Consider the following 24,589-nt stretch of genomic DNA (forward strand, 5'->3'; position numbering starts at 1 on the left):
GATGGCAGCCCACTGATAGCCACACCCAGCACCCCTGGGCGACCCAACCCTACGAATGGCTCGATCAACCCGATCAAGAACGTAGAGCCCACTGAACGAGCCGACCGATCACCCGCTCGGCATCGGCCTGCCTGAGGTACCCGGACTCCAGCACGTCGCCCATCTCATCGGCCCAGCGCTCCAGTTGACGTGCGTCAGCGCCGTCAGCGGAGGCCGGCCTCGCCTCCAGCCGTTGCACGAGCCGCTGATAGCCACCCACCGATCGCTCTTCTCCCGACCGGTCGCCCGTCACCCCGACACGGCGGACAGCACCACATCCACCAGCCTGTCCGCCGCGTCCGGCCTGCCCAGCGCCCGCGCGCACCGGGCCATGGCCTCACGCCGCGACGGATCGGCCAGCAGCGGGCCCACAGCCGCCCGGAGCCGGTCGGCTGTGACATCGCCCAGCAGGGCGACGGCAGCCCCGGCCTCCTCCAAGTGGCTTGCGTTGTGCGCCTGTTCGTTGCCCGCGGATGTGGCGAGCGGGATGAAGACGGCGGGCTTGCCGAGGGCCGTCAGTTCGGCGAGGGTTCCGGCGCCGCTGCGCGACACGACGATGTCCGCCAGGGCCAGGACATCCGGCAGCTCCGGGCCGACGAAGCCGGTGAGGTAGTACCGGGCGGCGAGACCGGCGGGCAGGGCCGTCGCGTAGCGCCGCAGCTCCTCGACGTTGTCCGGGCCGCACTGGTGGATCACATTCGCGCCCTCCAGGAGCCAGGAGAGGGAGTCGCGGACAACCCCGTTGATCTGCTGGGCACCTTGCGCGCCGCCCGTGACGTAGACGGTCGGCAGCCGTCGGTCGAAGCCGTGCAGACCCAGGGCCTGGACGGCCTTGTCCGGGTGCCCCGTCAACACCTCCGGGCGGATCGGGTTGCCGGTGACCACCGCGGCACCGCGCACCTCCTCCGGGAGGAGAGGCAGCGTCGACTCCGAGGACACCGCGATCCGTGTCGCCGAACCGGCCAGCTTCCGGTTCGCCAGGCCCAGGCGGACCGTCTGTTCGTGCAGCACCAGCGGGCGTCGGCACATCCGCGCGGCCAGGCCTGCGGGGACCGCGACATAGCCGCCCGTGGCGAGGACCACGTCCGGCCGGAAGTCCGCGATCAGCTTCCGCGCCTGCGCCACACCGAGCGGCACACGTGCCATGTCCCGCATGTTCGCCGCCGACATCATCTTCAGCGGGTTGCTCGACCGGCGGATCTTCCCCGTGGCCACGGTCGCGAACGGGAGCCCCTCGGCGCGCGCGACCCGCGCCTCCAGGCCCTCGGCCGTACCGATCCACAGCACATCGACACTCCTGCCCTCGACCGCCAGCCGGTTCTGCAGCGTGCGGATCGCGGTGAGCGCCGGGTACGTATGCCCGCCGGTGCCTCCTCCCGTGACGACGAGACGGAAGGTGCCGGGGTGCCTGGGTTCGTTCCTCACCCGGCGCACATTACTGGCCAGAGCCCGGCTCCCTGCAAACCCGGGCCCTCCGGGGGCAGTTGAGAAGGGGCATGTGGACGGGGAGGCGGAAAATGTCGTGCCCGCTACCGTCCCGATCTCTACACTCTCGACATGCGCCCGGCCCCGAGTGGCCGCAGCGCGCCCTACGTGTTCCGAGTTCAGACTTGAGGGGAGGCCAACAGTGCGTACCGCCACCGCTGTTGCCACCCCCTGGGCACGGTTCGACGTGATCCTCGTGTCTTCGTGAGTCCGGTGCCCGCTGCGCGCCCGGCACTGGAGATCCCGGTCGTAGACCGTCACTGAGTCCTGTCCCGCCCCGACAGCCGGCCGTGCCCGGCTCGCCGCGGGACGCGTCACACGGCTCTCGTCCGCCCCATCGCGCCGCCTTCACCACTCACGACACGACTCACGTAGAAGGGCCTCAAGGCCGTGCGTATTGACACAACACCCCGCGCTCTCCGGACCGTTCGCAACCTCGGCATCCTCGCCCACGTGGACGCGGGCAAGACCACCGTGACGGAGCGGATCCTGTTCCTGACCGGAGCCGTCCACAAGCGGGGCGAGGTGCACGAGGGCACCACCGTCACCGACTTCGACTCCCAGGAACGCGACCGGGGCATCACCATCTTCGCCGCGGCCGTCAGCTGCGACTGGGACGGACACCGGATCAACCTCATCGACACCCCGGGCCACGTCGACTTCGCCGACGAGGTGACGCGTTCGCTGCGCGTCCTCGACGGCGCGGTCGCGGTGTTCGACGCCGTCGCCGGTGTGGAACCGCAGAGCGAGGCGGTGTGGCGGGAGGCCGACCGGCACGGGGTCGCGCGGCTGGCGTTCGTCAACAAGATGGACCGCGCGGGCGCCGACCTGGACACGGTGGTCGCGTCCCTCCGTGAACGCCTGGGCGCCACACCCCTGGTCGTCCAGCTGCCGATCGGCAGCGAGGAGCGGTTCACGGGCGTCGTCGACCTGGTCCGGATGCGGGCCGTGGTGTGGCCGGGCGACACCGGCACGTACGAGGAACGCCCGGTGCCCGAGGCGTTGCGCGACGAGGCGCTGCGGCGTCGCCGGGCGCTGGACGAGGCCGTCGCCGAACTGCACCCGGGGGCGCTGGAGGAGTACTGCGCCGACGGCACCGTCTCGGAGGCGACCCTGCGCACGGCACTGCGCGAGGTGACCGTCGCGGGCGAGGCCGTGGTCGTGCTGTGCGGTTCGGCGTACCGCGACCGTGGCATCGAGCCGTTGCTCGACGCCGTGGTGGCGTACCTGCCCTCACCGGCGGACGTGCCGCCCGTACGCGGCACGCTCGACGGAACCGAGCAGGAACGGGCCGCGGATCCGGCGGCACCGCTGGTCGCGCTGGCGTTCAAGGTGCACGCGGCGCCGACCGGACGGATGACGTTCCTCCGGATCTATTCGGGCGTACTGACCAAGGGGGACACCGTGCTGGACATGGGTGTCGGGCGCACCGAACGCGTCGGCCGCATCCTGCGCGTGCAGGCGGACCGGCACACGGAGACGTCCGTGGCCATGGCCGGGGACATCGTCGCCGTGATCGGTCCGAAGTCCGCGCGCGCCGGTACGACGCTGTGCGCGCCCTCGGCGCCGCTCGTGCTGGAGGCGCCCAGCACCGCCGACCCCGTGGTGTCCATGGCCGTCGAGGCACGCCTCGGCAAGGACACCGAACGGCTGGCCTCGGCCCTCGCCCGCCTCGCGGACGAGGACCCCTCGCTGGTCGTGCGTACCGATCCGGAGACCGGCCAGACCCTGCTGTCGGGCCTGGGCGAACTGCACCTGGAGGTGGCCGTGGAGCGACTGCGCCGCGAGCGGGGCCTGGAGGTCTCGGTGGGCCGCCCGCAGGTGTCGTACCGGGAGACCGTGGTCCGCGGGGTCACGGGGCTGGTGTACCGGCACGTCAAACAGGACGGCGGCGCCGGGCAGTTCGCCCACGTGGTGCTCGATGTCGAGCCGCTGGCCGAGGGCGACGGCTTCGCGTTCGCCTCGACCGTGGTCGGCGGCCGTGTTCCGCGGGACTTCGTGCGCGCGGTCGAGGCCGGGTGCCGGGACGCGCTGGCGGAGGGGCCGCTGGGCGGTCATCCGGTGACCGGTGTGCGGGTCACGCTCACCGACGGGTCCACGCACGTCAAGGACTCCTCGGAACTGGCGTTCCGCGCCGCCGGCCGGCTCGGATTGCGCGAAGCCTTGCGAGCCTGCGAACTGCGGCTCCTGGAGCCGGTGGCCGAGGTGACGGTGACCGCGCCCGAGGACTGCGTGGGCACGGTCCTGGGCGACCTCGCGGCGCGCCGCGGACGGGTGTCGGCGTCGGTGATGCGCGGCACCACAGCGGTCGTGACCGCCACGGTGCCGCTGGCCGAACTGTTCGGCTACGCCACCCGCCTGCGCGGGCGCACCCAGGGCCGGGGCACGTTCACCACCCGCCCGGCGGGCTACGCGGAGGTTCCGCAGGGCCTGGCGGCGGGAGCGGTGGGCACCCGGTAGCACGCCGACGACCCGAGGTCCCGGCCCTCGGGAAAGGCCGCGTGCGGCCCCGGACTCCTCGTCCGGGGCCGCACGTGTGCGCAGTGCTCACGACTGAGGGGAGCGATCGTCCCGCTCGACAACCACGCCCCTTACGACCCGCCCCTCGTCCACTGGCGCTTCGGAGGGGCCGTCCGTCTTCATCGCCTTGGCCTCGCTCTTGAGGATCCGCGCGGCCTTGCCCGCCGAGCGCGTCAGCTCGGGCAGCTTCTTGATGCCCACGACCACGATGATGACGACGAGGACCACGGCCAGCTCGCTCAAGCCGAACACTATGCTGCTCTCTTCCGGTAAAGGCGTCCGGTGGCGGACGGCGACCGACTTCCGGCGAACCGGCGACGAGCCGCAATCTACAATGCTGTAGAAGTATCCCCTGGGGTGTGATCACCCAACAACCCCGCATTCCGGCCTCGTTGGCCGCGACGGGATCCGCAGCGCGTTGAAGGAACAGAAGTACAGCACGATGCCGGACCACCATGATCCGAGGGCCGAAGCGACGGCCCTCTCCACCCGCCGGAACCTGGCCCGCCGCTGCCGCTCCGTCACCGAGGCCCGCTGGTTCGCGCTGTCCGTCATCGCTGTCATCCTGGCCAACGCCGCCCTGCTGGGCGTGGAGACCTACACCGGACTGGCCGACGACTGGCGCCGCTGGTTACGCCTTGCCGAACACACCTGCCTCGCCGCCTTCACCGTCGAGATCCTCCTGCGCCTGGCAGCCCACGCCGACCGCCCCCGGGACTTCTTCAAGTCGCCGTGGAACCTCTTCGACCTCGCCGTGGTCCTGTGCGCCTTCCTGCCCCTCGTACGCGAGAACACCACCGTCCTCCGGCTGCTGCGCCTGGCCCGCGTCCTGCGCACCGCCCGCTTCCTGCCCCAACTCCGCGTCGTCCTCGTCGCGGTGGGCCGCAGCCTGCCCGGGACGCTCAGCTTCCTGCTCGTCGGCGCCCTGCTGCTGTACATGTACGCGATGCTCGGCTGGGTCTTCTTCGGCCGCAGCGACCCCGAGCACTACGGCTCCCTCGGCCGCGCGGCACTCACCCTCTTCCTCCTGGTGACCCTGGACGGCATCGGCGACGCGGTCCACGCGGGCATGGAGATCTCCCGCTGGAGCCTGCTCTACTACGCCTCCTACGTCCTGCTGGCCTCCTTCGTCCTGGTCAACGTCCTGATCGGAGTCGTGCTGACCTCCCTCGACGAGGCGCGGGACATGGAGCGCGAGGAGCCGCCGGGACCGCGTCCGCCTGCCGGGCCCGGAGAACGCCACCTGCTGCTCGAACGCATCGCCACCGCCCGCCGGGCCTTGGACGACCTCGAACGCGACCTCGAAGGCGACCTCACCCAAGGCCTCATCCAGGGCCTCACGACGTCCGGCAGGGGCCCGGCAGGAAGGCCGCCGACATCCTGAGCGGGAACGCGACCTTGCCCTACCGCGGTACGGCCGCCCGGACCCGCTCCAGTACCAGTGCCGTAGCGGCCTGGACGGTGTAGCGGTACTCCGCCTCGCGGTCGAACCGGGCGAGATGCGGGGCCGCTTCAGCGAGGTGGGGAAGGCCCGAGCCCTCCAGCATCCGCTGCCGCGCGGCGATGCCGTCCCCGTCCGAGATGCCGAAAGTGGGGCCTGCCTGAACCTCCCGGAGCAGCGTGCCGATCAGCGTGGCCACGAGAAAGCGCACCAGGTGAACGGATTCCTCGACCGGGCACCCCGCCGACCGCAGTACGCCCAGGAGCGCTTCGACCGGTGCGAGACCTTCGAAGGACGCGAGCTGACGGGTCAGGACGAGGGGCGCGGCCTCGGGATGGAGGAGCGCGCGTTCGCGGAAGGCGTCGGCGATCGCGGGCAGGTCGATGCGCGGGTCGCCGGTCGGCGCGGGGACGGCCACACCGCCCAGCAGATGCTCGGCGAGGGCGTCGAGGAGACCGTCCTTGCCGTCGACGTGGTTGTAAAGGCTCTTGGCGTCGACACCGAGGACTCGCGCAACGGAGCGCATGCTGACCGCGCCCACCCCCTCGGCGTCGACGACCTTGAGAGTGGCGTCGACGATCGCGTCCCTGGAGAGCTGCGAGGAGCCCTTGGGGGGTCTGCCGCGCCGGGCTCCGGCGGGGGAGTCCACTGATCGAGTCATGCGGCTCATTGTGCCGGACGGATTGATGAAACCCACGCCGTGGATATAGTGGCTCGCCAGATACCCACGCCGTGGGTAAATCTTGCGAGGGGTGACGATGACGCACTTCCCCTGGACCACTGCCGAGGTGACCGATCTCCCCACGGTGGGCACACCGGTCGACGCGGTGACCGACCTGACCCGCTCCGAGGAGCCGCCCGGAGCGCGGCTGCGGGCCGCCCGGCGGCAGGCCGCTGCCTTCCGCGCCGAGTTCGCCTCGACGGGCACCCCGGACAGCGTCGTGACCTGCGACCTCGTGACGCTGCCCTACCCGACGCGGTTCGGGTTGTTCCGTGCCTCGAAGGCACTGGCACCCTTCCTGTCGATCACCAACCGGATGCTGGTCATCCGCTGGACCGAGTCCGACGGCCGCAAGCGGGTGCTGCTGTTCGAGCCGAGCGACCACGAACGGGGCCGGTACACCCCGTACTTCGACAGCCTCGCCCGGCGCACCCCGGGCGTACTGCGGCGGCAGATGGTCACCGAACACGGCACAGTGCTCGGCCATCTGGCCCGGCTCGGCATCGAGCCGGCGGACGTGGACTACCTGATGTTCGACCACCTCCACACCCAGGACCTACGGCGCTGGGTGGGCACGACCGCCTTCCAGGACGACCTCGGACAGGCCCCCGAGGCGGCGTTCCCCCACGCCAAGGTGATCGTGCAGCGCGACGAACTGGCCGCGATGGCCGACCTGCACCCCTTGCAGAGGCCCTGGTATCAGCCGAGTACCTACGCGCATGTCCCGCCCGAGGCGTTCCTGCCGGTGAACGGCACGGTCCTACTGGGCCCGGGCGTGGCGGTGATGAAGACCCCCGGGCATGTCTTCGGCAACCAGTCCCTGGTCGTCAACACGGACACGGGGATCTGGGTGTCCAGCGAGAACGTCATCGCCGTCGAGGCGCTGGTCCCGGGGCACTCCACACTCCCCGGCCTGGCCACCTGGGCCCGCGCCTGGCAGCAGGAAGTCGTCCTGAACGCGAACACCATCGAGACAACCGCCGACCAGTACAACTCGGTGGTCCTGGAGAAGACCCTGGCCGACCGCAGCCAGGCGGACCCGCGGTTCCCGCAGTTCTTCCCCTCCAGCGAACTGACCGGCGCCTGGACCAACCCCGGCACGAAGCCGACCTTCACCCACGGCGCGATCCGCCACGGCGCACAGCCGGCCTGAGACGCACAGGAGACAGACATGCCCACCACACCCTCCTCCCGGTTCACGCTGCCCGCCGAGAACGTCCTACGCGCCCGGGAACGACTCGTGCTCGACCACTTCCGGGACGAGGTCCGCCAGGACTGGGACGCGACGCTCTCAACCTTCCCCCACCCGCACTACGAACTGATCGCGCCGATGGTCGTGCACGACGGCGACTCGGAAGTCCGCGGCTACTACCAGGACACCCGAGCAGCCTTCCCCGACCAGAACCACGAACTCATCGCCCTGAGGCACAGCACCGACGCGGTGATCGTGGAGTTCTGGCTGCTCGGCACGCACATGGGCTTCCTCGGCAGGATCCCGCCCACCGGATCCAGGCACCGCACCCGGATGACGGCGTACTTCATCTTCGACGAGCACGAGAACCTGGTCACCGAACGCATCTACTTCGACCAACTCACCGTCCTCAAGCAACTGGTGGCGGGCATCGACAAACGCAGGCCCACCGGACTGCTCAGACTCGCCCGCGTCCTCAAAGGCGCCCTCGCCGCAGCCGGCACACGCCCCGACCCCCGGCTGCTGAACACCACCCCGCCGAACCTGGGCAGTTGAGGCCGTGATGAAGGTCCACCACCTCAACTGCGGCACCATGCGCCCCTGGCGGGCACCGGACGGACTCGTCTGCCACGTCCTGCTCGTCGAGACCGACCACGGCCTCGTCCTGATCGACAGCGGAATCGGACTCAAGGACACCGCCGACCCGGCACGACGCTTCGGAGCGGCACGCTTCTACGTCCGCCCTGCCTTCGACCCGAGCGAGTCGGCGATCCGCCAGGTGAAGGCGCTCGGCCACGATCCGCAGGACGTCCGCCACATCGTCCTGACCCACTGCGACGCCGACCACACCGGCGGACTCGCCGACTTCCCCTGGGCCCAGGTCCACCTCACCGCCGCCGAGAACCGCGCGGCCCTGCACCCCAAGGGGCTTGTCGAGCGCGGCCGTTACCTCGCATCCCAGCGCGCCCACAACCCCAGGATCGTCCCGCACACCCTCGAAGGCAGCGAGCCGTGGCGGGGCTTCCCCCACGCCAAGGAACTCACCGGTATCGCCACCGGCATCGTCATGATCGGCCTGCCCGGCCACACCCGGGGCCACGCCGCCGTCGCCGTCGACGCCGGCACCCACTGGGTTCTCCACGCCGGTGACGCCTTCTACCACCACGGCCAGATCGACGGCACGGGCGACGCCCCGAAGTCCCTGACCGCGATGGAGCGAGCCGTGGCCGCCGACTGGCCGAAGGTCAGAGGCAACCACCGTCGCCTGACCCGGCTCCACGCCGAGAACCCCCCGGACCTGCTGCTCGTGAACGCCCACGATCCTGCACTGCTGCCAGATTATGTAGACTGACCTACCTAATTTCGAGGGAGGTCGGATGAGCGACACCGGAGCGCCGGCGGCACGCCCCCGCCGCCGCGGTTCCGCACGCGAGAAACTGCTCGCCGCCGCGGCCAAGCGCTTCTACGCGGACGGCGTGGCGGCGACAGGCATCGACACCATCACCGCCGAGGCGGGCGTGGCGAAGATGAGCCTGTACAACAACTTCTCCTCCAAGGCCGACCTGGTCAGGGCTTACCTCGACGCACGGCACGAGGAATGGCTGGGCCTGTACCGGCGACGACTGGAGGGCGCGCGGGACGCCCGCGGCGGCGTGCTGGCCGTCTTCGACGCGTACGCCGACCACGCCGCCTTCGCCTACGAGCGCGGCTTCCGCGGCTGCGGCCTGCTGAACGCGGCTGCCGAACTGCCCGCGGGCGACGAGGGCCGCGAGGTCGTGCGTCGCCACAAGGAAGAGGTCGAGGACCTGCTCGCGGGGCACCTGGAACAACTGCTGCCCGATCGCCCCGAGGAGGCGCGCGCGGTGGCGGAGCACCTGTCCTTCCTCCTGGAAGGAGCCATGGCACGCGCCGGCCTCGAAGGCATGAGTACGCGCCTGGAACACGCCCGAGCGATGGCGGCCGACATGCTGGACCGACTGTGACGCGCCCCGCGGGTCCTGCGGCCATGGGCGCCATGTGCGTGCTGCTGGCATCAGTGCTGTGGGGCACCACCGGCACCGCCGCGACCTTCGCCCCCGGAGTGGGGCCACTCGCGATCGGGGCCGTGGCCATGGGCCTGGGCGGACTGCTCCAGGCCCTGACAGCCACCCGCCGCATCCGCATCGAGGCCCCCCGGCTGCGCGCGCACAAGGGCGTGGTCCTGCTGGGCGCACTGTCGGTGGGCGCCTACCCGTTGGCGTTCTACAGCTCCATGCACCTGGCCGGGGTCGCCACCGGCACGGTCGTCTCGATCGGCTCGGCCCCACTCGCCTCGGCCCTGATCGAGCGCGTCATCGACGGCCGACGCCTCACCCGCCGCTGGGCGACCGGCGCAGCGCTGGGCCTGTCCGGGACCGTACTGCTGTGCGCGGCGGAAGCTGCCGACGCGCACTCGGGTACCGGGTCGGCGGGATCGACAGTGCTCGGAGTGGCCCTCGGCCTGGTGGCCGGACTCACCTACGCCCTGTACTCCTGGGCGGCACACCGACTCATCACCCGCGGCATCACCTCACGCGCCGCGATGGGCACCGTCTTCGGACTGGGTGGCCTGCTGCTCCTGCCCGTCCTGTTGGTCACCGGCACCCCTCTGCTCGCCTCCTGGTCCAACGCGGCCGTGGCCGCGTACATGGCCCTGGTGCCCATGTTCCTCGGCTACGTCCTCTTCGGCTGGGGCCTGGCACACGTCCCCGCGAGCACGGCGACGACCCTGACCCTGCTGGAGCCCGCGGTCGCGGCCGTCCTCGCGGTCCTGGTCGTCGGCGAACGCCTGCCCCTCGTGGGATGGGCAGGCATCGGCCTGGTCGTCGCCTGCCTCGCCGTGCTCACCATGCCGACGCGCCGCCCAACACGGCCCGTGGGGCCGGACGTCACCGAGCGGGACACCCGAGCTCCACTGGACGGGCTGGATGGCCTGGCTGGAAGTCAGTGCATCGAGCGACGACGCCGAAGTGACACCGGCCCGTTGTCCCGCGACGCTGGGACGCAGCTCCGGCCCTGATCGGCACGGACACCGTTGCGCCGGTGCCTGACCGAGCAGGCGGCGGAGGAGCCGGCCCCGCGCTCCACAGACGCGGGGCCGGCTCCCTGGCTCAGTGGTCCGCCGCTCCACCGCGTACGACGCAGGAGGCGCTGTTCTCCCAGCCCCAGCCGTCCCCGTCGGGGTCGGAGGAGCTGCTCGCGCAGTACGGGTAGCCGTTGGGCGCGGTGCCGCTGCCGCTTCCGCCGTCGGCGGCGCTTCCGCGGACGACGCAGCTGGCGCTGTTCTCCCAGCCCCAGCCGTCCCCGTCGGGGTCGGACGAGCTGCTCGCGCAGTACGGGTAACCGTTCGGGGCGGTGCCGCTGCCGCCTCCGCTGTTCCCGCCGCCGTAGACGGTCGCCCGCTGCGACGTGGCGGCGATCCCGTTGGCCCCGTTGAAGAGCCGCTGGCCCCAGCTCGTCAGCGAGTTGGGGTTGAAGCCGTTGACCAGGTCGAGGTATTCGACGCCGCTGCCGTTGCCGCTCCAGGACCAGCCGAGGTAGCCGATGCCCAGGGACTGCGCGGTGGACATGATGGCGTCCTCGTTGGGGTCGCCGTCGCTGTGCTGGTCCCCGAACTCGCCCACGACGATGGGCAGGTTGTTGTTCCGGAAGGTGTTGAGGTAGCTCTGGACCTCGGAAGCCGTGTCGTACACCCCGTACATGTGGATGGAGAAGATGGTGTTGCGGTCGGGGTCCGCGGCGAACACAGAGGAGGCGTTGTCACGCATGGTGTTCGACCAGTCCTGACCCCAGTTGGGGGCGTCGACCATCAGCGCGTTGTTGATGCCGGCGTTGCGCAGCTTGACGATGGCGCCCTTGGTGGCGCTGGTCCAGGCACTGTAACCGCTGTTGCCGTAGGGCTCGTTGCCGATGTTGACGATGACGTAGTCCTCCTGGCCGGAGAGCACGCTCTTGATACCGACCCAGTAGTTCGCCGCCTGGTCGAGCGAGGCCGCCGCCGAGTCCTCGCCGTAGCCGGTGGTGTCGTGCACCTCCAGCACACAGATGACCTTGCTCGCCTTGCACTGGCCGATCAGCGACGACACCTCGGACGCCGTGGTCCTGGTCCAGCGGTCACCGCTGCTCAGCACGATGCGGACGGTGTTCGCCCCCTTCGCGGCGATGTCCGCGATCGAGTCGGTCTCCTGCGGGTACCAGGCGTGCGCGTGGTTGACGCCCCGCATCACGAACTCGTTGCCGTTCGCCTCGTACAGACGGCCGTTACTGACCCGCAGGCCGGTCGCGGCGGCCTCGGCCTCACCGGACGCGCTGCCGAGCAAGGACAGCAACAGGCCGAGCACAGCGGTCAGACCCGCGGCGACGGAGTAGCGGAACGGCCTTCCGCGCAGCGGACTTCTGCGTTGACTTCTCATGTCACTCCCTGGGGAACATCAAACGGATTGCGCACCCGGCGCACGGCTCTGACAACGTTGTCCCACCTGTAATGAGGCAGGGGACAGGTGTGTCTGATGGGGGATCAGGCCGGGGCTGCAAAGGGGCGCGCCGACGTCCTTATGAGAGCACTGAATGTTTCGGTCATGTCAATAGGCGCGACAATCATGTTTCATTTCTACGCGCGATGCACAGGGAGGGCACGAGCTAAAATTTGCTAAACCGATTCCGTGCGCGTCGAAGTCCTTGCCTGCATCGCTCAAGTTCCCCTACTTTGCGGGTCTCTGCCGTTCTCGGTGAAGCGTGGAGTGTGCTTGGAGGGGTTCATTGGATGCCATGGATCTATACCGGTTTAATAACGGGAGCTGCCCTCGATCGGTAAACCATCCATCCACCGTTAACGTAACCGCGTGGATCTACTGCAACCGATCATCAAGCCCTACGCCTGGGGTTCCCGCGAAGCCCTGGCCCGCCTGCAAGGGCGCGTCTCGCCCTCCCCGGGACCGGAGGCGGAGCTGTGGATGGGGGCGCATCCCGCAGGACCGTCGGTCCTCGTCCGGGACGGGCGGACGCGCACGCTCACGGACGTGGTGAGCGAGGCTCCGGAACGCGAACTCGGTGCCGAATGCGTCGCGCGCTTCGGCTCCCGCCTTCCCTTCCTGCTCAAGGTGCTCGCGGCCGAGCAGCCCCTGTCGATCCAGGTGCACCCCGACCGCAGGCAGGCGGAGGCCGCGTACAAGTCCCAGGCGGGCGAGGGCGGTTCGGACGGCCCCTACGCCGACGACTGGCCCAAGCCGGAACTCCTCTGTGCGCTGAGCCCGTTCGAGGTCCTCGCCGGATTCCGGGCGCGTGAGGAAGCCGCGGCCGTCCTCGACGGACTCGGCCTGGCCGACCTTGCCCCCGTCGCGGCACTGCTGACGGCCGGCACCGACGACTCCGCGCTCACGCGCGCACTGCGGACCCTGCTGGAGTGGCCCGCCGACCGCCAAGGGGCCTTCGTGGCCGCGGTGGTGGACGCCTGCGCCGTGAAGGCGGACGAGCCCGGCGCGTACGCGGACGCATACGGTGCCGTGGTCCGCATGGCCGAGCACCACCCCGGCGATCTCGGACTGGTGGCCTCCCTGCTGATGCGGCATCAGGTCGTCGACATGGGACAGGCGCTGTACATGCCCGCAGGCGGACTCCACGCCTACGTCCGGGGGTTCGGCGTCGAAGTCATGGCCGCCTCGGACAACGTATTGCGCGCGGGCCTGACTTCGAAGGCGGTGAACGTTTTGGAGCTGCTCAGGATCGCCGACCCGACGGTCCGGGTTCCCGTGGTGAAGCCCCGGACCGTCGACGGGAATCCGCGGACCGAGGTCTTCGACTGCCCGGCCGAGGAATTCGCCCTGTTCCGTACGGCCGTCACCGCCGAAGCGGTCCCCCTGCTGCCGCCGGCCGGGCCGCGCGTGGCCCTGTGTGCGGCCGGTGAGGCCCTGCTGCGCGGATCCGGCGGGGAAGTCCTCAGTCTGCGGGCCGGTGCCTCCTGCTTTCTGCCCGACTCGGACCGCGGCATCACCGTGGAGGGGGCCGGTGTCCTCTTCGTGGCCGGTACCGGCTTCCAAGCGCACTTGTGACAACGTTGTCGCACATCGGCACCCCCTCGGACAGGAACACACAGACCAGAGAAGAGAGCAGACAGGTGTACGCAGCACTCGACATCGGCGGCACGAAGATCGCGGGAGCGCTGATCGACGACGCGGGCGCCATCCTGACCCGGGCGGAACTGCCCACCCCGGCCCGTGAGTCGGTCTCCCGGCTGACCGGGACCGTCGACGCGGTGATCGACCGCCTCGGCGCCCATCCGGCCTGGGGCACCGTTCGCGGTGTGGGCATCGCCAGCGCGGGGCCCGTGGACACCGCCCACGGCACGGTCAGCCCGGTGAACATACCGGCTTGGCGGGCGTTTCCCCTGGTCGAGTGCGTACGAGCCCACCCGATGCTCTTCGACGGAATCGACCCGGTACTGATCGGGGACGCCGTGGCCGTGGCCGCCGCGGAACAGTGGCGGGGAGCCGCCCAGGGCGTCGCCAACGCGCTGTGCATGGTGGTCTCCACCGGAGTGGGCGGCGGCTACGTCCTGAACGGCAAGCTGCATCCCGGTCCGTCGGGCAACGCCGGGCACATCGGGCACATCTCCGTGGCCATGGACGGCCCGCCCTGTGCGTGCGGCGCACGGGGATGCGTGGAGAGCTACGCCAGCGGCACCGCGATCGCCCGCCACGCCGTGCAGGCCGGATGGGTGCCGAGGGAGGGGGAGGCGGCGACCGCGGCGGCGGTGGCGGCGGCCGCGCGTGCCGGGGACGCACGCGCCCTCGCCGCGTACGACCGGTCCGCCCGTGCCCTGGCCGCCGCGATCGCGGGCAGCGCCACCCTGCTGGAGATCGAGGTGGCCGTGATCGGCGGGGGAGTGGCCCAGGCCGGAGACGTGCTGTTCACGCCTCTGCGGCGGCACCTGCGTTCGTTCGCGGTCCTCGATTTCGCCCGCGACGTGACGGTGCGGCCCGCCGCACTGGCGCGGGACGCCGGGCTCGTCGGCGCGGCGGCCGCCGCCCGGGCCCGCACGACCGAGCAGGGCTCCGTGTACGTGTCAGGTTGACGGGCCCCGACCGACGAATGCGAAAGGGGGCCGTGGCGCGTCAGCCACGGCCCCTCACCGCTCGGCACCTCAGGAACGAGGCGGCGCGGTCGACCCCCGGGGCACCAACTGCGGCAGCGCCGCGGGCTGGGACACGGCCTCCTGGCCCGCGATGACATCGAACAGCACCCGGGTCACCTGGGCGCCGAACGAATGCACGTCATGGCTCATCGCCGACAGCGTCGGGTGGGTGAGCCGGCACAACTGGGAGTCGTCCCAAGCCAGTAGGGACAGTTCGTCCGGGATGGAGACGCCCATCTCGGTGGCCACGCCGAGCCCCGCGACCGCCATGATGTCGTTGTCGTACACGATGGCTGTGGGCCGGTTCGACGACAGCAGCAGCGAACGGGTCGCCCGCGCGCCCTCCTCGCCGGAGAAGCCGGTCTCCACGTGCACACCGGGGCCCAGACCCAGCTCGGCCATCACCGCTTCGAAGGCCTCGGTACGGATCGCGCTGTGCCCGAGCCCCGTGGGGCCGCCGACGCGTGCGATGCGCCGGTGGCCCAGGGCCGCCAGATAGCGCACCGCCTCGCCGACCGCGGTGGCGTCGTCGGTCCACACCGACGGGAACCCGCCCGTCAGGCTCGGGTGCCCGACGGCGACGGCGGGCAGACCGGACGTGCGCAGGGGCGCGATGCGCGGGTCGTCCTTGCGCAGGTCGACCAGGATCGAGCCGCCTATCTGCCGCTCCCGCCACCAGCGCTCCTGCAGCTGGATCTCCTCCTCCACGGAGCCGACCAGGCGCAGCAGCAGCGAGCAGTCGCGCTCGGCCAGCACGCTCTCGATGCCGGAGATGAACTCCATGTAGAAGGGCTCAAGGCCCAGCAGCCGGGCGGGGCGGCAAATGGCGAGACCTATGGTGTCGACGGCCTGCCGGGACAGGCTGCGCGCCGAGGAGTTCGGCGCCCAGCCCAGCTCCCGGGCCACCGCGAAGATCCGCTCGCGGGTGGCCTCGGAAACGCCCGGCTTGTTGTTGAAGGCGAGGGAGACTGCCCCTTTGGAGACGCCGGCGGCCGCGGCGACGTCCTTGATGGTGATCCGCTCGGTCGGTGCGCTCACGCCGGTTCCACACAGAACAGGGCCGCGCGTACGGCGTTGGCACCGGTCTCCTTGGCTCCCTTGACCTTGAGGACGGCTCGCTCGCCGGGCAGGAGCGTGCGCAGCCCGCTGTCGCAGACGGCCTCCGGACCGAGCCGGTCGGGCTGGAGCAGGAGGTCCCGAACAAGAGTGTGTGCTGTGACCACAACGTCGAGACTACCGTCATCAGCGCCGGGCACGGACGCCACCGTGACGTCGTAGTCCGGGACGGGGTAGCCGAAGTCCTTGTCGGTCACGGGGAAGTGCACCGCCCGCAGGTCCCCCTCGTCCGCGACCAGGAACTCCTTGCCGGATGCCGCGTCCGGCACCAGTTCCTGCGGGACCGGCTGCCGGTGCACGGCGTACGCGCCCACGGTCAGGTCGACCACCTCGTCCGCCAGCACGGCCCCGTCCGCCTGGACGCGGCGCAGGGTCACCGAGGCCTGCCACGGCTGGGCCGTCTGGTTGACGACCGCCAGAATCGGGCCGTCGGTGCCCGGCTGGAGGGTGACGAGGCGGTCGGCGTAGACCCGGCGCAGTTCGTGGTGGAGCGGCTTGAGGCGGCCGTCGCCGTCGACGGCGGCCCAGGAGCTCACCGGCCAGCAGTCGTTGAGCTGCCACACCACCGTGCCCGCGCACTCGGGCCAGTGACTGCGCCAGTGCTCGATGCCCGCCGCGACGGCCCGGGCCTGGACGAGCTGGGTGAGGTAGTGCCAGCGGTCGAAGTCGTCCTCGGGCAGCGGGAAGTGCCGGGCCACCCCGCGGTTGAGCTTGCCGTTGCCGTCCTCCGCCTTCTGGTGGTGGAGCATGCCGGGGGAGTCGGGGGCGAGCCGCTCACCGGGCAGCGCCCGGCGCAGCGTGGCCATGGCGGGCGGACCCTGCCAGCCGAACTCGGCGACGAAGCGCGGGACGTTCGCCCGGTACTCGGCGTAGTCCTGCCGGTTCCACACCTCCCAGGAGTGGTACGTGCCGTGGCCGGGGTCGTTGGGGTGGTGGTCCCAGGAGCCGGACCAGGGACTGCCCGCGGTGTACGGGCGGGTCGGGTCCAGCTCCGCCACCACGCGCGGCAGCACCCCGAGGTAGTAGCCCTCGCCCCAGGAGTCCCCGGCGAGCTCGGGCTCCCAGTCCCAGTCCCGGAAGCCCCACAGGTTCTCGTTGTTGCCGTTCCAGAGGATCAGGGAGGGGTGGGGCATGAGCCGGACAACGTTGTCGCGCGCCTCGGCCTCGATCTCCCCGCGCAGGGGCTGTTCCTCGGGGTAGGCGGCGCAGGCGAAGAGGAAGTCCTGCCAGACCATCAGGCCCAGCTCGTCGCAGATGTCGTAGAAGGCGTGGTCCTCGTAGATGCCGCCGCCCCAGATCCGCACCAGGTCGACGTTGGCGTCGACCGCCTGGGTCAGCCGTGTCCGGTAGCGCTCGTGGGTGACGCGGGACGGGAAGACGTCGTCGGGGATCCAGTTGACGCCGCGGGCGAAGATCCGCACGCCGTTGAGGACGAGGGTGAAGCCGGTGCCGCGCTCGTCGGCCGACCGGTCGATCCCGACGGTACGGAAGCCCACGCGCCGGTGCCACCAGTCCAGCGTCCGCTCCCCGGCACCGTCGGCGTCCTCGCCGAGGGTCACCTCCAGGTCGTAGAGCGGCTGGTCGCCGTAGCCGCGGGGCCACCACAGCTCGACATCCGGGACCCGCAGGGTGAGCGTGGCCCGGTCGCCGTCGACAGCGCTGCCGATCCGCGCCCCGCCCACGGACGCCTGGACGTACAGCCGGCGCCCGGCGCCCTGCTCGGTCCGCTCGATCTCCACCTGCACCTCGACGCGACCCTCGCCGTCCACGACGGTCACCAGGGGACGCACCTGTGCCAGCCGCGCGGTGGACCAGCGCTCCAGGCGGACCGGACGCCAGATGCCCGCCGTCACCAGGGTCGGGCCCCAGTCCCAGCCGAAACTGCACGCCATCTTTCGGATGTACTGGAAGGGCTCGGGATAGACATTGGGCCGGTCCCCGACCATCGCGCGTACGGTTTCGGCCTCGTCGTAGGCCGAGGCGAACTCCACGTGCAGTCCGCCGTGGCGCCCGGTGACGTCGAACCGGTAGGTGCGGTGCATGTTGCGGGTCCGGCCCAGCTCGCGGTCGCCCAGTGTGATCACCGCGGCGGTGTCGAGCCCCTCGAAGACCAGGTCGGTGCGTTCGTAGCGCTGCGCGGAGGTGTCGGAGGCGTCGATGTGCCGGCTGTAGGTCCACGCGCGTTTGCCCACCCAGGCCACGTCGTGCTCGTTCAGGCCGAGGAACGGGTCCTCGATCTCCCCGGCCGCGAGCAGGTCGGTGTGGACGCAGCCGGGCACCCGGGCCGGCAGAGCGCTGCCGTCGTACCCGAGGCTCCACCCCTCGGCGAGCTGGACGACTTCCTTCATGTGCGGCTCCTCTTGGCAGAACACGTGGCGTCGTGCGTGTGACGACCGAGTCAACCTAACGCCGATTGTATGAACCGGTCTAGTCCCCTTCCGTTTCTTGGGCTCCGACACAAACATGCAGGTAGAGAGGGTGTGCCTGAAAATGCCCGCTAGCGCATGTAACGATTAAGTATCGCGGATGTGCGAGGAGCTTTACCGGTTCACTAACGGGCTGGCATAGTCCCCGGCAACTGACGAAGCCCGAGCCGTAATCCTTGGAGGAGTGGGGCGTATGGGAACAAGAACGCTGAGTGCCGCGATGCTGGCCACCGCGGTGCTGACGGTCACCACGGCGTGCAGCGGGGGCGGCACGCCGAACCCTGATGAGTCCGCGGTCGCGCCGCTGAACCCGAAGAGCGCGTCCGGCAGCATCACGGTGCTGACCAACCGTACGGACCTCGTGCAGGACGGCACGATGAAGAAGTACGCGGCGGAGTTCAACAAGACCTACCCCAAGGTGAAGGTGAAGTTCGAGGCCATCACCGACTACGAGGGTGAGGTCAAGATCCGGATGAACACCGAGAACTACGGTGACGTCCTCCTCATCCCCGGCGCGGTCTCCAAGGGCGACTACCCGAAGTTCTTCGCGCCGCTCGGCGAGGCGTCGACGATGAGCTCGAAGTACCTGTTCACCGGCAAGACGGAGGTGGACGGCAAGGTCTACGGGATCGGCACCTTCGGCACCGCCAGCGGATTCGTCTACAACAAGGCCGTGTGGAAGAAGGCCGGCATCACGGACTGGCCGACCACGCCGGAGGAGTTCCTCGCCGACCTCAGGACCGTCAAGGACAGGACCGGCGCCACCCCGTACTACACCAACTTCAAGGACGCCTGGCCCCTGAGCGGCCAGTGGACCAACGGCGTGGGCACCGTCAGCTGCAACAGCAAGGCGCTCGACACCCTGTCGGCCTCGGACGCGCCCTGGGCCAAGGGCAGCGACCTCAACACGCTCGACAAGCTCCTGCACGACATGGTCGACCAGAAGCTGACCGAGAAGGACCCGAGCACCACGAACTGGGAGAGCTCCAAGACACTCCTGGCCAAGGGTGAGGTCGGCAGCATGATGCTCGGCTCCTGGGCCATCAACCAGATGCGGGCCGCCGCCGAGGACGCCGGGACCAACCCCGACGACATCGGCTTCATGCCGGTGCCCGCGCAGACCAACGGCAAGTTCTGCGCCACGCTCGTCTCCGACTACCAGCAGGCCGTGAACATCCACTCCGACAACAAGGAGGCCGCCCGGGCCTGGATCGACTGGTTCACCGAGGAGTCCGGCTACTCCGAGAAGGAGGGCGCGGTCTCGGTGCTGCGGTCGGCTCCGCTGCCGTCCACGCTCAAGGACTACGTTGACAACGATGTCAAGATGGTGGAACGTTCTGAGGACAAGACCGCCGAGGTCAACGCCATCGACGACGCCGCGGAGATCGGCCTGAACAAGCCGGACTACCGCCAGAAGCTCATCGACATCGCCCGCGGCGCGCAGGACGGCTCGCTGCAGGGCTACTTCGACGAACTGAACAAGCGCTGGTCCGAGGCCAGGCAGAACGCCGGCTCCTGACGTGCCGGGTGCCCGGGTCCCGGCCCCCGGCCGGGACCCGGCGCGCACCGCCGATCAGCGGATGACGAAAGGCCCTGGCCCCCATGTCCCGAACCGTATCCACCACCTCACCGCCCGTGCCGATCACGAAACAGGACCGCACGACAAGACACCGCGCCCGCCGGAAAGCGCCGGGCGGACGCTCCTGGCGTGACCTGCCGCTGCGGCGTCTGACCCCCTGGCTCTTCCTGCTGGCCCCCCTCGCCCTCCTGGTGACGTTCACCTACGTCCCGGTGGGCAACATGATCTACTACAGCTTCACCGACTGGGACGGCGTCAGCCCCGACCGCAGCTACGTGGGCGGGGAGAACTACACCGACGTCTTCACCCGCTCGGACATGTTCCGGGTCTTCGCGGTGAGCCTGTACTACCTCGCCGCGTCCGTCGTGCAGATCGCGATCGCCCTGTACTTCGCCACCGTGCTCAGCTTCAACCTGCGCTTCCGGAACGTCTTCAAGGGCATCCTCTTCTTCCCGTACCTGATCAACGGCGTCGCGATCGGCTTCGTCTTCCTGTACTTCTTCCAGGACGGCGGCACACTCGACTCGGTGCTGTCCCTGGTCGGCGTGCACACCGACCACGCCTGGCTGGGCGACCCGGAGTCCGCGAACACCTCGCTGGCCGGAGTCTCCGTCTGGAGGTTCACCGGTCTGAACTTCGTGCTCTTCCTCGGCGCCATCCAGTCGATCCCCGGCGAGCTCTACGAAGCCGCCCAGCTCGACGGCGCGAGCCGCTGGCAGCAGTTCCGGCACATCATCGCGCCGGGCATCCGGCCGGTGCTCAGCCTCAGCGTCATCCTGGCGATCTCCGGCTCGCTGTCCGTCTTCGAGATCCCGTACATCATGACGGGCGGTGCGACCGGGACATCGACCTTCGTCATCCAGACCGTGAAGCTGGCCTTCCAGTTCAACAAGACGGGCCTCGCCTCGGCCTGCGCCGTGGTGCTGCTGGCGATCATCCTGCTGATCACCTGGATCCAGCGCCGTCTCGTGCCCGACGAGAGGGTGGACATCGTATGACCTTGACCGCACCCCCCAGGCCCCGCCGGCGCCTGGGCATCGCCACCCCGCTGACCTACCTGGTCCTCATCGCGGCATCCCTGGTCGTCCTGGTCCCGCTCAGCGTGGTCTTCCTGACCTCGCTGAAGACATCGGAGGAGGTCGCCGGGGGCAAGGACGCGCTGGCCCTGCCCGACAACTGGCTGAACTTCGACAACTACGTGACCGCCTTCTCCGACGGCCACATGCTCACCGCCTTCGGGAACACGGCGTTCATCCTGCTGTTCTCCATCACCGGCACCGTGATCATCGGTTCGATGACGGCGTACGCGATCGACCGCTTCGAGTTCCGCTTCAAGAAGCTGATCATGGCGCTGTTCCTGGTTGCCACGCTGGTCCCCGGCGTCACCACCCAGGTCGCGACCTTCCAGGTGGTCAACAGCTTCGGCCTCTTCGACACCCGCTGGGCGCCGATCCTGCTGTACATGGGCACTGACATCGTGTCCATCTACATCTTCCTGCAGTTCATCCGCGGTATCCCGATCTCGGTCGACGAGGCGGCCCGCCTGGACGGCGCGAACGCCTTCACCGTCTACCGGAAAATCATCTTCCCGATGCTGAAGCCGGCCATCGCGACCGTGGTCATCATCAAGGGCATCACCACGTACAACGACTTCTACATCCCGTTCCTGTACATGCCCTCCGAGGACCTCGGCACGATGTCCACCGCCCTGTTCCGGTTCAAGGGCCCCTACGGCGCGCACTGGGAGACGATCTCGGCCGGGGCCATCCTGGTCATCGTCCCCACGCTGCTCGTCTTCCTGTTCCTGCAGCGGTACATCTACAACGGCTTCGCCCAGGGGGCGAGCAAGTAGCGGGACGCAGTTCGACGGAGGAGGGAGGACCGGCAATGCCGGTCCTCCCTCCTCCTTTGGCGTCGGCGGACACCATCCAGTGGCCGGGCCGGCCCGACGGGTGTCAGCATGCGGCTCCGCATCCGCAGGAGAAGGGGTGTCGATGGCGTGACGCAACAGCTCCCGCCCCCTCGCAGAAGCGCGAGGGGGCGGGAGAGCGGAGGGCGATCGGTCACGGACCAGGAGGGTCACTCGGCCCTGATGTCGTCCACGTACGCAACTCCCGTGACCGCGGCCCCGCTGCCGTGCCCGAGGTACAGGTTGAACGCCGTCACGTCCGCGAGATGCGCGGCGTCGAGTACGTGCCCGGCGTGTGCGGTGTCCCAGGGCGCCGGTGCGAACTCGCTGAAGGGCGCCTTGATTTCGCGGCCGCTCGTCTCGGACAGGGGCACGTTGTACTCGAAGTAGACGCCACCGGCCACGACTTGGAGTGTCGCGCCGTTGCCCGAACCGTCGCCCTGGAGCCACAGCGCCAGTGACGAGAACGCGGTCCAGTCGGCGTCGACCGACTTGCCGATGCCGGTGTACCCGGCACTGCTGAAGTCGTAGGTGTACGCCAGCCCGTAGGAGCCCGAGGCCTTGTGGTCGGAGGAGAGGGCGGTGGTGTTGGCGTTGATGTGGCTGTAGGCCTCGCTGAGCGTGGTGTCGTCGCCGGCGTACCCCTCGAAGTCGTCGATCCAGCCGGGCGGCAGCGGGGCGACCTCGCCGAGGAGGACCAGGGCGGAGTCGGTGAGCGTCCTGCCGTGCACCCGGGCGTCCACCGAGAGGGTCACGGAACGGTTGTCCAGCCAGGCGGGGTCGATCTTCCAGCGTCCGGAGTGGAACCCGTCCGCGTCCAGGCGCAGCCGCCGGGCGCGCCCGCCGTTCACCGCGTACGTGACACGGCTCGGCGTCGCATGGGTCACCCGCACACGGACCGTGGTCTCGGAGCTCGTCAGACGCTGCCGGTCGGTAGGAGTCACCAGGTGCAGAAAGGGGGTGTTGGGCAGGGCCCTGGTGCGCGCGGTGTACACGCCCCGCAGATCACGGGCGAAGACGGTGTACGGGTCCTTGGCGTACTGGACGAAGTCCGCGTGCAGCGCGTGGCCCGGAACCGGCACGTACTGCCGGGCATCGCCGCCGAAGTTGGCCCACGTCTGCATGTACGTCACCCGGCGGGCAACCGGGTCGGCCTTGATGGCGCCCAGCAGCTCGGTGAACCACCGAGGGTTGCGCCCCTCCTCCCCGCTCTCGCCGAACTCGGTGTAGGCCGGGACCTTCCCCTTCTCCTCCGCCAGCCGCACCACCATCGCCAGATCCTTGACCAGGCCCTCCATCCAGGCTTCCGAGCCCGCGGAGTTGTCGTAGGCGTCGTAGCCGAGGACATCGACGTAACCGTCGCCGGGGTAGGTCTTCAGGTAGCCCGAGGCGTCGCCGCCGAAGCTGGAGTTGGGGGAGTAGGAGTAGAGCAGGTTGCGCACGCGCCTGGTGTCGCGCAGGTACTCGACGGTGTAGCGGAAGATCTCGATGTACTCCGCCGAGGTGGTGTGCCCGGCGCCCCACCAGAACCAGCCGCCGTTGTTCTCGTGGAAGGGGCGGAAGATGACCGGGATCAGTGTGCCGTCCTTGCGCCGCGCGCCCTTGACGGCCTTGGCGACGCGGTCGAGGAAGGCGTTGTACTGGGCGTGCTTGGCGCCGCCCGGCAGGATCTGCGAGACGACGCGTCCGGAGGTGTCGTAGAAGTCCTCGCCCGTGACGAAGTTCGGCATGTGCGCACTGAGCGTGTTGATGCCGCCCAGGGCGTCCGCCTGCTGGAAGCACCGGGTCAGCGCGGCGATGTTCTCCGCCTCGGTCTGCTCCTTGCTGCCGGGGCGTTCGTCGCCGTCGAGGACGAGGGTGTCCCAGCCGAACAGTGCCGGGTGGTCGCCCACGGCGGCCTTGGTGTCGGACGACTCGCCGTCCTGCGTGGGGAACGTGAACCCGTAGGACAGGGCGTGCTGGTGGCCGAAGAGAGCACCCTTGCCCTGCTGCCGCATCAGGAAGGCGAACAGTGCGCGCGTGGCGCTCGTCGCCTTGTCGTCGACGATCCTGACCGGCATCGGCGCGCCGGCCGAAGCGGTGGAGCGGGGCGCTGCCGAGGCCATGGGTATACCGGCGCTCGCCACGGCGGCTGTGGCGCCGAGGAGGACGAACGAACGGCGGTTCACGGCAGGTCTGTGCATGGCGTCTCCTAGGAAGGGGTCGGCTCTCGCCACGGGGAAGTGCTGCCGACTTTGCTGGATCACGACAGCGTTGTCCATGCTGCTGCGAAAGTTAAGTAACCGGTTTAGTGAATTAGTCGCGGGAGGTGCGCTTGTGAGGTTTGCATTCCGGCCTCCGACGTAGTCGTCCGTGAGGCTGGATGGCTAAAGTCTGAGCAGCTCAAAGAGGTTCGATGGATCTTCTTCGGGTGCTTGGGGTCAACGTATGACCTTGTCTTGGTGATGCGCTTAACCGGTTACCGGCAGACAGGGAGTCGCGGAATTGGTGATGAGGCGCAGGTACCCGGTCCGGGATACTGCGCAGCATGGACCACGGTGTGGGGGAACCAGCCCGGCTCGGACAGACTCGACTGCCGGACGGCAGGCGTCTCGGCTGGGCGGAGTGGGGTCCGGCCGACGGCACGCCTGTGCTGCTGTGCCCGGGTGCGGCCACCAGAAGGTGGCTCGGCTTCGGTGGTGGCGTGGACGACTCGGCCGGGATCCGGCTGGTCAGCGTGGACCGGCCCGGTCTCGGGGCATCCGATCCGGCTCCCGGCCGGACCCTGACGACCTGGGCCACCGACATCCAGCACCTCATCCAGGAGCGGGCCTTGGCAGCGCCGACGCCCTGTGGGAACTGATCAGCACGACGAGCCCTGCCGTCGACCGCGCCGTCTACACCGACCCGGTCTTCCGGTCCGCCTTCCGGCGCGCCATAAACGAGGCGTTCAGCCAGGGCCCCGCGGGCTACGCCCGCGACACCGTCCTGGCGATGGGCCGGTGGCCCTTCGGCCCGGCCGGCATCACGGTCCA

Annotated in this window: 20 protein-coding genes; 13 read left to right on the forward strand and 7 right to left on the reverse strand. The window is 69.8% G+C overall.

What is annotated here, in order from left to right:
- Positions 1 to 288: 288 nt before the first annotated feature.
- Positions 289 to 1,464: a UDP-N-acetylglucosamine--N-acetylmuramyl-(pentapeptide) pyrophosphoryl-undecaprenol N-acetylglucosamine transferase gene (locus ACZ7L7_RS36505; RefSeq protein ID WP_453598641.1), complete on the reverse strand. Its 1,176-nt coding sequence runs from the start codon at positions 1,462 to 1,464 to the stop codon at positions 289 to 291.
- Positions 1,465 to 1,914: 450 nt separating this feature from the next.
- On the opposite strand from ACZ7L7_RS36505, the gene fusA reads away from it, so the two are divergent.
- Positions 1,915 to 3,984 (forward strand): elongation factor G, encoded by a 2,070-nt coding sequence (gene fusA / locus ACZ7L7_RS36510; protein WP_453598638.1) that lies wholly within the window; start codon positions 1,915 to 1,917, stop codon positions 3,982 to 3,984.
- 87 nt (positions 3,985 to 4,071) lie between these two features.
- On the opposite strand, the gene ACZ7L7_RS36515 is transcribed toward fusA, so the two are convergent.
- Positions 4,072 to 4,296 carry a twin-arginine translocase TatA/TatE family subunit gene (locus ACZ7L7_RS36515; RefSeq protein WP_285514521.1) on the reverse strand — a complete coding sequence of 75 codons (225 nt, stop codon included), beginning with the start codon at positions 4,294 to 4,296 and terminating at the stop codon, positions 4,072 to 4,074.
- A gap of 190 nt (positions 4,297 to 4,486) precedes the next feature.
- Between ACZ7L7_RS36515 and ACZ7L7_RS36520 the strand changes: the two genes are divergently transcribed.
- Positions 4,487 to 5,428, forward strand: a complete 942-nt coding sequence (locus tag ACZ7L7_RS36520) for an ion transporter (RefSeq protein ID WP_453598854.1) — start codon at positions 4,487 to 4,489, stop codon at positions 5,426 to 5,428.
- Positions 5,429 to 5,447: 19 nt separating this feature from the next.
- Here the strand turns inward: ACZ7L7_RS36520 and ACZ7L7_RS36525 are convergent, their stop codons facing one another.
- Positions 5,448 to 6,146: a TetR/AcrR family transcriptional regulator gene (locus ACZ7L7_RS36525; RefSeq protein ID WP_285514522.1), complete on the reverse strand. Its 699-nt coding sequence runs from the start codon at positions 6,144 to 6,146 to the stop codon at positions 5,448 to 5,450.
- 97 nt (positions 6,147 to 6,243) lie between these two features.
- On the opposite strand from ACZ7L7_RS36525, the gene ACZ7L7_RS36530 reads away from it, so the two are divergent.
- Genes ACZ7L7_RS36530 through ACZ7L7_RS36550 form a run of 5 tightly spaced genes read left to right on the forward strand, consistent with a single transcriptional unit; the run spans position 6,244 to position 10,435 of the window.
- Positions 6,244 to 7,359, forward strand: a complete 1,116-nt coding sequence (locus ACZ7L7_RS36530; RefSeq protein ID WP_471431264.1) for an MBL fold metallo-hydrolase — start codon at positions 6,244 to 6,246, stop codon at positions 7,357 to 7,359.
- Positions 7,360 to 7,377: 18 nt separating this feature from the next.
- Positions 7,378 to 7,953, forward strand: a complete 576-nt coding sequence (locus tag ACZ7L7_RS36535) for an ester cyclase (RefSeq protein ID WP_453598631.1) — start codon at positions 7,378 to 7,380, stop codon at positions 7,951 to 7,953.
- Between the two features lie 7 nt (positions 7,954 to 7,960).
- Positions 7,961 to 8,749 (forward strand): MBL fold metallo-hydrolase, encoded by a 789-nt coding sequence (locus ACZ7L7_RS36540; protein ID WP_453598628.1) that lies wholly within the window; start codon positions 7,961 to 7,963, stop codon positions 8,747 to 8,749.
- Between the two features lie 25 nt (positions 8,750 to 8,774).
- A complete protein-coding gene (locus ACZ7L7_RS36545; protein ID WP_285514526.1) occupies positions 8,775 to 9,380 on the forward strand; it encodes a TetR/AcrR family transcriptional regulator in 606 nt (201 codons plus the stop codon).
- Positions 9,381 to 9,403: 23 nt separating this feature from the next.
- On the forward strand, positions 9,404 to 10,435 hold the full coding sequence (locus ACZ7L7_RS36550; RefSeq protein ID WP_285514636.1) for a DMT family transporter: 1,032 nt from the start codon (positions 9,404 to 9,406) through the stop codon (positions 10,433 to 10,435).
- A gap of 91 nt (positions 10,436 to 10,526) precedes the next feature.
- Here the strand turns inward: ACZ7L7_RS36550 and ACZ7L7_RS36555 are convergent, their stop codons facing one another.
- Complete coding sequence (locus tag ACZ7L7_RS36555; RefSeq protein WP_352230227.1) at positions 10,527 to 11,828, reverse strand: cellulase family glycosylhydrolase; 1,302 nt, start codon at positions 11,826 to 11,828, stop codon at positions 10,527 to 10,529.
- Positions 11,829 to 12,257: 429 nt separating this feature from the next.
- On the opposite strand from ACZ7L7_RS36555, the gene manA reads away from it, so the two are divergent.
- Both manA and ACZ7L7_RS36565 read left to right on the forward strand, forming a co-directional pair.
- Positions 12,258 to 13,463 (forward strand): mannose-6-phosphate isomerase, class I, encoded by a 1,206-nt coding sequence (gene manA, locus ACZ7L7_RS36560; RefSeq protein ID WP_471593445.1) that lies wholly within the window; start codon positions 12,258 to 12,260, stop codon positions 13,461 to 13,463.
- 65 nt (positions 13,464 to 13,528) lie between these two features.
- A complete protein-coding gene (locus ACZ7L7_RS36565) occupies positions 13,529 to 14,485 on the forward strand; it encodes an ROK family protein (RefSeq protein WP_472077979.1) in 957 nt (318 codons plus the stop codon).
- Between the two features lie 69 nt (positions 14,486 to 14,554).
- Here the strand turns inward: ACZ7L7_RS36565 and ACZ7L7_RS36570 are convergent, their stop codons facing one another.
- Positions 14,555 to 15,583: a LacI family DNA-binding transcriptional regulator gene (locus ACZ7L7_RS36570; RefSeq protein WP_453598620.1), complete on the reverse strand. Its 1,029-nt coding sequence runs from the start codon at positions 15,581 to 15,583 to the stop codon at positions 14,555 to 14,557.
- Positions 15,580 to 18,009 carry a glycoside hydrolase family 2 protein gene (locus ACZ7L7_RS36575; protein WP_472077980.1) on the reverse strand — a complete coding sequence of 810 codons (2,430 nt, stop codon included), beginning with the start codon at positions 18,007 to 18,009 and terminating at the stop codon, positions 15,580 to 15,582. Before ACZ7L7_RS36575 ends, ACZ7L7_RS36570 begins: the two co-directional genes overlap by 4 nt.
- A 271-nt stretch (positions 18,010 to 18,280) precedes the next feature.
- On the opposite strand from ACZ7L7_RS36575, the gene ACZ7L7_RS36580 reads away from it, so the two are divergent.
- From ACZ7L7_RS36580 to ACZ7L7_RS36590, 3 genes are all read left to right on the forward strand, one after another.
- Positions 18,281 to 19,606, forward strand: coding sequence for an ABC transporter substrate-binding protein (locus ACZ7L7_RS36580; protein ID WP_285514531.1), 1,326 nt, complete (start codon positions 18,281 to 18,283; stop codon positions 19,604 to 19,606).
- Positions 19,607 to 19,689: 83 nt separating this feature from the next.
- Positions 19,690 to 20,664: a carbohydrate ABC transporter permease gene (locus ACZ7L7_RS36585; protein WP_453598613.1), complete on the forward strand. Its 975-nt coding sequence runs from the start codon at positions 19,690 to 19,692 to the stop codon at positions 20,662 to 20,664.
- On the forward strand, positions 20,661 to 21,518 hold the full coding sequence (locus tag ACZ7L7_RS36590) for a carbohydrate ABC transporter permease (RefSeq protein WP_453598610.1): 858 nt from the start codon (positions 20,661 to 20,663) through the stop codon (positions 21,516 to 21,518). The genes ACZ7L7_RS36585 and ACZ7L7_RS36590 overlap by 4 nt, the downstream gene beginning before the upstream one ends.
- A gap of 227 nt (positions 21,519 to 21,745) precedes the next feature.
- Here ACZ7L7_RS36590 and ACZ7L7_RS36595 read toward each other — a convergent pair whose 3' ends face one another.
- Positions 21,746 to 23,758, reverse strand: coding sequence for a glycosyl hydrolase (locus tag ACZ7L7_RS36595; protein ID WP_472077981.1), 2,013 nt, complete (start codon positions 23,756 to 23,758; stop codon positions 21,746 to 21,748).
- Positions 23,759 to 24,102: 344 nt separating this feature from the next.
- Here ACZ7L7_RS36595 and ACZ7L7_RS36600 point away from each other — a divergent pair, with 344 nt between their 5' ends.
- Positions 24,103 to 24,417: an alpha/beta fold hydrolase gene (locus tag ACZ7L7_RS36600; protein WP_285514534.1), complete on the forward strand. Its 315-nt coding sequence runs from the start codon at positions 24,103 to 24,105 to the stop codon at positions 24,415 to 24,417.
- Positions 24,418 to 24,589: the final 172 nt, after the last annotated feature.

The organism is Streptomyces sp. NPDC110618 (genome assembly GCF_055657065.1).